The sequence below is a fragment of the Streptomyces sp. NPDC000880 genome, assembly GCF_053599675.1.
On the sequence record NZ_JBSFMS010000199.1, the window covers coordinates 1 to 7,622 of the forward strand.

Genomic DNA, 7,622 nt, shown 5'->3' on the forward strand with positions numbered 1-7,622 from the left:
CGGGCGCGGACCCTGCCGAGGTCGCCCAGCACGCCGGCAACAGCGTCGAGGTCCTTCTGACCCGCTACGCGAAATACCTCTACGACCGGCAGTCCGTCAACAACCAGCGCATCGAGCCCCTGTTGCGGGCCTACGACCAGCTGCCCGAGGCGGATCAGTAGCGTTGGGGCTGAAACGGTAACGACCCACGAAACCGTTTGTGTTTTGCGCCGTTGTCGGGGCATTCGGGCAGGTCTCATCCGCTTTCCCTGAGGTAGTGACGTGAGGCCCCCAACTCGCACCACGACTGCGTTTCGGTGCCGAACGCTGCCCCCGAGCACCACGAAGCGCGCGACTCCGTCTCCGACAGGACCAGAGCATCGCGCCTGGCACCGGCTACCGGCGAACCGGTCAACAGCGTGACGGCTACACAGTCTCGGACGCTACCGACGGGGCGTCGAGGGTGCACCGCGCATTCCGCAGCCGGACCGCCCTACTGCAGCGTGGCGGCCACGCAATGCGGGTCAGCCCAGAGCTTGGATGAGTTCGTTGCATGCCTGTTCGCAGGAGCGGCAGGCTTCGGCGCAGATGCGGCAGTGTTCCATGTCGGAGTGGCGGCCGCATTCGTCGGCGCATGCCTTGCAGGCGGTGGCGCACGCGGTGAGGATCGCGCGGGTGATGTTGGCGTCGTAGCCGGTGTGGCGGGACAGCACGGACGCGGTGGCGTTGCAGATGTCGGCGCAGTCCATGTCGGTGCGGATGCACTTGGCCAGGTCGCCCACCATGCCCTCGGACAGGCAGGCGTCCGCGCAGGCCGTACACGTCTGGGCGCAGGCGATGCATTCCTCGATGCAGCGGGTGAGCTTCTCGCGGTCGACGTCGCCGAGGTCGGCCGGGTAGGTGGCGAGCATGTCCTTGACCGTGGTCATCGCCGGTTGCCTCCCTTCACTGCCGGAGGCCGGCGGGCCGGGCGGCCACGCCTCTTACAGCCCCGGCCCTTGGCGACTAGCCACGATGGGGTGCCCCAAACACGCCTGGGGCGCCCCATGGTCTCGGGCGCCCCAGGCGTGTTGGTGCCGGTCCGGCTGGTGGTCAGTGGAAGGCGTGGACGACCGCGTGGCCCTTGCCTCGGCCGATCATCCACTTGTTGACCGGGGTGGTGATCAGGAAGGCGACCGCGAAGCCGCCGAGCAGGGCGGACCAGAACAGTCCGTCGGACAGGTGGGCGTCCATCGCTCCGGGGGTGAGGGCGATGATGGCGTTGTCGACCAGCTCCATCACGGCGATGGAGACGGTGTCGGCGGCGAGCGCGACCTTGATCGCGGTCTTGAAGTCCAGGCCGGCCCGGCGCACGGCGAACAGAGTGAAGGAGTAGCCGAAGAGGAACGCGAGCGTGATCGCCAGGACCATGGTGGGCACGTTGCCCCACAGCAGGGCGGTGCCGATGACCATGCCGAGGATCTCGCCGATGGCGCAGCCGGTCAGGCAGTGCAGCGTCGCTTTGGCAGCCGTTCCCCAGGACGCCCCCGCGTGCCCGCCGTGTTCGGCGTGGGTGGCGTGGTCGTGTGCGGTGCCGGTGTGGTGAGCGGTGTGGTCCATGACCTCTTCCCCATTTTCATCCGGAGTGGCACGGGTTCCCGAGCCCCACAACTATGAACCATATACCCCATGGGGGTATTTCGCTATGCGTCTGCCTTCTTTGCGGGCGGCCGGTGGAAGACGGTCCGGGCGGCGACGCGTCAGTGCATGTGCGGGCCTCCGGCCATCTGCGGCTTGCCGCGAGGTACGAGCCCAGGGCCACCGTGGCGCTCGCGGCTGCCGCGAGGGTGCAGACGGTGAAGGCGTTCGTGAAGCCGCCTGCGGAGTTGGACTCGATGCCCGAGGCGGCGACCGTGGAGACGACCGCCACGCCGATCGATCCGCCTACCTCGTGGAAGGTGTTGACGAGCGAGGCCGGCCTCGTGGTGTTCCACCATGCCCAGCGCGGTGGTGGTGGCGGTGACGAAGACCGTGCCGAGGCCGAAGGAGGCCAGGACGAAGCCGGGCAGCAGACCCGCGTACACGCTGCCGTCGGCGGAGAGCCGGGTCAGTGGCACGGATCCGGCGGCGGCGATCGCCATGCCGGCCACGGCGACGGCGCGGCTGCCGATCCGGCTGACGAGGCGGGAGGCGAGGTGGGCGCCGAGGCCGGTGACCACGGCCACGGGCAGGAACAACAGGCCGGTCTTCAGCGGACTGAAGCCCCGGACGTGCTGGAGGTAGACCGAGCCGAGGAAGAAGTACGCGATCAGCAGGGCGGTGGCGATCAGCATCAGGAACGCGCCCGCGAGCACCGGCCGCCGGGTGAACATCCGCAGGTCCATCAGCGGGGCCCGGCTCGCCCGTTCGGACCGCGGCGAATCCCGCGTACAGCACCACCGCGGCGGCCAGCGGCACCAGCGTGGCCGCATCGCCCCAGCTGGCGTCACCCGCCTCCACCAGGCCGTAGATGAGCAGGCCGGTTCCCGCGGTGACCAGCAGCGCGCCGGGGATGTCGAGCCGAACCGGCTGCGGGGCGCGGGCGGGGACGAACGCCGGCAGGGCCGCGAGGACGGCGAGGCCGACGGGCACGTTGATGTAGAAGACCCACTGCCAGCCGGGCCCGTCGGTCAGCGCGCCGCCGATCAGGACGCCGGCCGCCGCGCCCGAGCCGCCGATCGCGGCCCACACGCCCAGGGCCTGTCGTGGAAGGTGGTGGTGACAATCGAGAGCGCCGCCGGGGAGAGCAGGGCGGCCCCGGCGCCCTGGGCGATCCGCCCGCCCAGCAGCACGGCCGCACCCCCGGCGAGGCCGGTGACCAGGGAGGCGGCGGTGAAGAGGGCGAGCCCGGCGAGGAGCGTGCGGCGGGCGCCGAGCGCGTCGGCGAGCCGGCCGCCGAGCAGCATCAGCCCGCCGAAGCACAGGGTGTAAGCGGTGACCGCCCAGGTCAGCGTCGCCCGGTCAAGGTTGAGGTCGGCGGCCATGTCGGGCAGCGCGACGTTCACCACGGTGACGTCGAGGATCAGCATGAACTGCGCGACGCAGATGAGGGCCAGCGCCGCCCAGCGGCGGGGGTCGGCGGGTGGCCGGTGATGGTCCGGCGCGTGGTGCGTGTCGCTTGCGGAGTGAGTCATGACGCGTCCTTGTCGCGAGGGGCGGGATCGCTACGTCCCGCCCCCCGCTCGCAGGGAACTGAAGGCTCAGGCTCCGTAGGCCACGACCGCCATCATCCCGGCCTCGCCGTGGTAGGCGTTGTGGCAGTGCAGCATCCACTGGCCGGGGTTGTCCGCGTCGAAGATGACGGACACCGTCTTCTTGGGCAGCACGATGGTGGTGCCCTTGCGTGGACCGGTGCTGCACGCCGGCGACGGCCGCAGCCACTGAACCCGAGGCGCGGGCGGCCGAGGCCGCGACCAGATGTGCTCCTGCTCCGCTTCCGGCGACGACCTCGCTCATCAACCGGCCGAGTGCTGACCATGGACGGAGTGGTGCCCGTGGTGGTGCGGCGGGTGTGCGGAGCTGCCGGTGTCGTCGGCGTGCCGGGAGTCTTCCGAGGTGGCGGCGGGGCCGGGCCGCACCCCTGCCAGGGTGACCGTGACGAGCCGATGGACCGCGGCCTTTGACGGCAGGCTCCCCGCCGCGGTAAGGGCGTGGAGGCAGTAGCTTGCGAGCTCGCCGGGCGCGATGTCGTCGCGGATGTCACCGGCTAGCGCGCCGTCGGCCAGCAACTCCTCGACCATGCCGTGGAGTCGCCGCTGTGCCTGGGTGACCTGCCGGTCCTGGTGCAGGAACGCGGCGAGGTCGCCGTCGTGGTGCCCCCGGGAGGCGTGGGAGATGAGGGCGAACGCGCGCAGTACGGCCTCCAGCCGCTCACCTGCGCCCTTGGCCTGGTCCCGGACCTCGGCCAGCTGGTCGAGGTGGTGGCTGATCTGTCGCTCGTGCCAGGCGAGCAGGATCGACTCGACGTCCGGGAAGTACTTGTACAGCGTCGCGCGGCCGATCCCGGAGTCCTTGGCGATCCGCGACATCGTCACCGACGTCAGCCCGTGCTCGGCGACCAGCGCCGCGGTGGTGTCCAGGACCGCGGCGCGTACGGCGGCGCGGTGGGCATCGATCGTCTCGTTCCACAGCTTGGGCACGGCCCCAGCATACGATCCGGCGCCGTCGTGACACTGTGGATTGACAGAGACAATGTGTCTCGATAAAGCTGAGGGCGTCACGGGCATCCGGACGATCAGGCCCGATGGGAGGGCGCGACCATAGCCGGCTCCTTGCCCGCGCGGACCGCACCAATGCGCCCAGAGGCGCCCCGTCCTGCGGGGCGGATGCGAAAGGAACGCCATGCCGACCGCCGAAGCCAGCGTCGAGACCGAGCGCCCCAGCCGGTACCTCGTCCAGCTCTGCAAGCACTTCGCGAACAAGGGCCGCCACCTCGGTCACCGACCGCAGGCCCACCTGGGCGGTGACGCGCAAGCGCTCCGTGACATGCGGGCCGTTGCCGAACAGGCACGGGTTGAGTGGACCGACACCGAGGGGGACGTCAGCCTTCCCTGGGGCGGGATCACCTTGCGGGCCGCCTCGGGCGTGCTGACGCTGCGGGTCGAAGCCGTCGACGGGGAGGATCTGAGGCGGCTGCAGGACCTTGTCGCCGGGCATGTCGAGAGGTTCGGCCGGCGCGACGGGCTGCAGGTGAGCTGGCAACGACCGGAGTCTCCTGCGGTTTCCCCAGAAGCGGTCGGCACGGCGGGGGTGCCGGGTGGGGGAGCCGTGCCACGCCGCAGGTACCCCAGGGTGATGGGCCTCGTGGCCGCTATCGCGTTCGTGCTCGCCGTGCACCTGGGGTTGGGCGGCGTCGTCCTGGCGAACTGGCAGCGGACCGGCTGGGCCGTCGGCGGCGTCCTGGTCGTCGTCCTGGTGAAGGTCGCGGTCCTGGGCGGGTTCGCCATTCGCCGGGGTCGAGCCACGAAGAGCCGTTGAACCGCCGCGGTCGGGCGAGGCAATGCGGAAGGGTGGGGTGGATGGGGGGCGCGCCGGCGCTCAGTGCCCGCCGCTCGCCTCGACGTTGAGGCGCTTGGTGAAGGTTCGGCCGCCGTCCTTCGACTCGTACACCCCGTTCTGCGTGGCGGCCAGGACGTGCTCGGCACCGACGGCCGTGAGTGCCTGGGGCTGGCCGCCCGGCACCGTGGCCAGCTTCGTCCACCTGGTCCCGCCGTCGGTGCTGCGTTGCAGTCCGCCGGTGGTGTCGATTCCGTACAGCGCCTCCTTCGCCGGCCAGGAGAGGAAGGCCATCACCGGTTGCCTGCCCGCGGAGAAGGTCTTGCCGCCGTCGGTGCTGCGCGCCACTCCCTCGCCCGTGGTGGCGAGTACGAGGTCGGCATCCTGGGGGCTGACCGCGATGTCGAGCGCCTCGAGCGTCGCTCCGTCCTTCCAGGCTGTGCCGTCCTTGCTGGTGCGCAGCAGGCCGTTGGTCGCGTCGTATCCGTAGACGGTGCCGTGCACGTAGTCGAGGGCGTGGAAGTCGGATTCGCCGGACAGGGACAGCGACTTCCAGCTCTTGCCGGCATCCGTGCTCTTGATCAGCCCCTTGTTGCCGGGGCCGTTGTCCCCCGTGGTGGGATGTCCGCTCGCGAAGAACGTCTTGGCCCCGGCCACGGTGAAGCCCATGAAGTCGTCCTTGCTGTCGCCCACCAGCGTGGGCCGGCCTTTGGCGTCAGGGGTGTGGACGCCTTCGTGCGTCGCGACGTACAGGCGCTGGTCGGAGGGGTCCAGACCGAGTCCGTGGATGTGGCTCACGGTGACGCCGGATCCGGCACCGGTTGCGGAGGCGTCGCTGTCGTCGTCGCTGCCGGAGCAGGCGGTCAGGGCAAGGCTGAGAACGGCCGCGGTGGCAAGGCGCTGGTTCATGGCTCCTCGGAGGAAAGGCGTGGGGGTGCACCGGGATCACGACCGGGTGCGGGCAGGGGAGGAGGCGGCTGTCCGGGCTCCGCCGACGCGAGCGCGGCGAAGCCCGGACAGCCAGTGTGGTGCGACGCGGGCCCGACGGGCGCGCGTCGAGGGGCTCAGAGCCGGTCGAGGATGCTCTGGAGCTGCTTGACCTCGGCGGACTGGCCATTCACGATGTCGCCCGCCATCTTCACGGCATCGGCGTTCTTGCCGTTCTTCTGCTGGTCCTTGGCCATGGTGATCGCACCGTTGTGGTGGTCGATCATCATCTCGGCGAACATCTTGTCGAACTCGGTGCCCTTCATGGCCTTGAGTTCGTTCATGTCCGCGTCGGACATCATGCCGTCGCCGCCGTGGTCCATGCCGCCGTGGTCCATGCCGCCGTGGTCCATGCCGGGCATGGACTCCGCTGCGGTCGGCTGCTTCCAGGACTCCAGCCAGCCCTTCATCGTCTGGATCTCGGGGTCCTGGGCCTTCTCGATCTTCCCGGCGATGTCCTTGATCTCCGCGTCCGAGGCGCGGCCGTCGGCCAGCTTGGCCATCTCCAGGGCCTGCTCGTGGTGCGGGATCATCATCTGCGCGAAGGTGACGTCCGCGTCGTTGAAGCTCGCGGATCCGGTCTCGGCGGTCGCTGACGCGGACGCCGACTCCGAGCTGCTGCCGCTGCCGTGGTCCATGCCGCTCATGTCATCGCCACCGCAGGCGGCGAGGAACAAAGCGCCGGCGGCGACCGCGCCCACGGCGACGACGCGGCGGGCGGGCTTGCGGCGCAGGGCACGCGTGAAGGAAGTCATGGTCGATTCACCTCGTGTGTCGGTTCTGTGGCTGTACGGGCGTACGCGAAGCCGCGGGATCGCGCGTGATGCGCGCCCGCGAGAGACCGTTCGGCCTACAGCCGCAGAACTGACAAACGGGTGAGATCGGGGCCGCGTGGCGGGGGGTTGGGCCGCAGTACGGCGGCGACCTGAGCGAGAAGCTCCGCCAGCCATTCCTCGTGCCGGGCGAACGCCAACCTGAGGAGCGCAGCGAGGACCCACGCGCCGAACAGGACCGCCAGGCACAGCGAGAGCATGTCCATGGCCATGGCGGGCTGGTGGGTTGACGGATCCGCAGGATCCGTCGTGTGACTGCCCATGCCCGCCTCGGTGTCGGCGGGAGTGCTCATGGGGGTGTGGGCCGCGTCGACCGTCGTGGCGTGGGACGCGGTGCTCATGGCGAAGTCGTGCGAGGTGTCGGGGTGCCCCAGAGTGTGCATCGTGAAGACGCCAAGGGCGAGCACCACGACGAGCAGCAGGTGCCCGAGGGCACCTCCTGCGCGTACGTGCCGCCTCGCCTTCACTCCGGTTCCCTTCCTTGGCTGTTGTGGATCTGCTTTCCGACAGTACCCAAAGGGTGCGGGCCGCGCCGCAGGGGGACTGCGTCTCTGCCGGCCCCGCGCTGAGCGGATCAGAGCTGCGCGTCGTCGGCCCGCGGAGCCCGGGCCGCCTTTCTGACTGAGATGGGTTGCCAGTGCCTGGAGCAGCGCGGCGGCCGTCATCCTCACCAGCGGGTGCTCGACTGCCCGTCGAAGAGCGCTGTTCTGTGATGGGACGTGCACCGCCGATTAGACCTGGGTGGCCGCTGTCGACCAATGTCGCGGCGTTCGGGGCTTTCGTGGACGTCGGCGTCCACCAGGACGGTCT

Annotated in this window: 7 protein-coding genes and 3 pseudogenes; 2 read left to right on the top strand and 8 right to left on the bottom strand. The window is 70.2% G+C overall.

Annotated features, from left to right (window positions below; all coding sequences use genetic code 11):
- Nucleotides 1-161, top strand: a pseudogene (locus ACWDO5_RS34510) (tyrosine-type recombinase/integrase); the annotation flags it as partial.
- 342 nt (nucleotides 162-503) lie between these two features.
- Here ACWDO5_RS34510 and ACWDO5_RS34515 read toward each other — a convergent pair.
- The 5 genes and pseudogenes from ACWDO5_RS34515 to ACWDO5_RS34535 all read right to left on the bottom strand — a co-directional run bounded on the left by ACWDO5_RS34515 (nucleotide 504) and on the right by ACWDO5_RS34535 (nucleotide 4,136).
- A complete protein-coding gene (locus ACWDO5_RS34515; RefSeq protein ID WP_450534487.1) occupies nucleotides 504-908 on the bottom strand; it encodes a four-helix bundle copper-binding protein in 405 nt (134 codons plus the stop codon).
- Between the two features lie 163 nt (nucleotides 909-1,071).
- Entirely contained in the window at nucleotides 1,072-1,578 is a 507-nt protein-coding gene (locus tag ACWDO5_RS34520; RefSeq protein WP_450534488.1) for a DUF4396 domain-containing protein, read from the bottom strand.
- A 140-nt stretch (nucleotides 1,579-1,718) separates the two neighbouring features.
- A pseudogene (locus ACWDO5_RS34525) lies at nucleotides 1,719-3,131 on the bottom strand (MFS transporter).
- A 66-nt stretch (nucleotides 3,132-3,197) separates the two neighbouring features.
- A pseudogene (locus ACWDO5_RS34530) lies at nucleotides 3,198-3,350 on the bottom strand (multicopper oxidase domain-containing protein); the annotation flags it as partial.
- A 102-nt stretch (nucleotides 3,351-3,452) separates the two neighbouring features.
- Nucleotides 3,453-4,136, bottom strand: coding sequence for a TetR/AcrR family transcriptional regulator (locus ACWDO5_RS34535; protein ID WP_450534489.1), 684 nt, complete (start codon nucleotides 4,134-4,136; stop codon nucleotides 3,453-3,455).
- Nucleotides 4,137-4,338: 202 nt separating this feature from the next.
- On the opposite strand from ACWDO5_RS34535, the gene ACWDO5_RS34540 reads away from it, so the two are divergent.
- Entirely contained in the window at nucleotides 4,339-4,974 is a 636-nt protein-coding gene (locus ACWDO5_RS34540; protein WP_450534490.1) for a DUF2218 domain-containing protein, read from the top strand.
- 60 nt (nucleotides 4,975-5,034) lie between these two features.
- Here ACWDO5_RS34540 and ACWDO5_RS34545 read toward each other — a convergent pair whose 3' ends face one another.
- The 3 genes from ACWDO5_RS34545 to ACWDO5_RS34555 all read right to left on the bottom strand — a co-directional run bounded on the left by ACWDO5_RS34545 (nucleotide 5,035) and on the right by ACWDO5_RS34555 (nucleotide 7,279).
- Nucleotides 5,035-5,901, bottom strand: a complete 867-nt coding sequence (locus tag ACWDO5_RS34545; protein WP_450534491.1) for a F510_1955 family glycosylhydrolase — start codon at nucleotides 5,899-5,901, stop codon at nucleotides 5,035-5,037.
- Between the two features lie 155 nt (nucleotides 5,902-6,056).
- Nucleotides 6,057-6,734: a DUF305 domain-containing protein gene (locus tag ACWDO5_RS34550; protein WP_450534492.1), complete on the bottom strand. Its 678-nt coding sequence runs from the start codon at nucleotides 6,732-6,734 to the stop codon at nucleotides 6,057-6,059.
- Nucleotides 6,735-6,829: 95 nt separating this feature from the next.
- Nucleotides 6,830-7,279, bottom strand: a complete 450-nt coding sequence (locus ACWDO5_RS34555; protein ID WP_450534493.1) for a DUF6153 family protein — start codon at nucleotides 7,277-7,279, stop codon at nucleotides 6,830-6,832.
- Between the last annotated feature and the right edge of the window lie 343 nt (nucleotides 7,280-7,622).

Coding starts and splice junctions, on each gene's coding strand:
- ACWDO5_RS34540 (WP_450534490.1), top strand. CDS start 4,339: ATGCCGACCGCCGAAGCCAGCGTCGAGACCGAGCGCCCCAGCCGGTAC.
- ACWDO5_RS34515 (WP_450534487.1), bottom strand. CDS start 908: ATGACCACGGTCAAGGACATGCTCGCCACCTACCCGGCCGACCTCGGC.
- ACWDO5_RS34545 (WP_450534491.1), bottom strand. CDS start 5,901: ATGAACCAGCGCCTTGCCACCGCGGCCGTTCTCAGCCTTGCCCTGACC.
- ACWDO5_RS34550 (WP_450534492.1), bottom strand. CDS start 6,734: ATGACTTCCTTCACGCGTGCCCTGCGCCGCAAGCCCGCCCGCCGCGTC.
- ACWDO5_RS34520 (WP_450534488.1), bottom strand. CDS start 1,578: ATGGACCACACCGCTCACCACACCGGCACCGCACACGACCACGCCACC.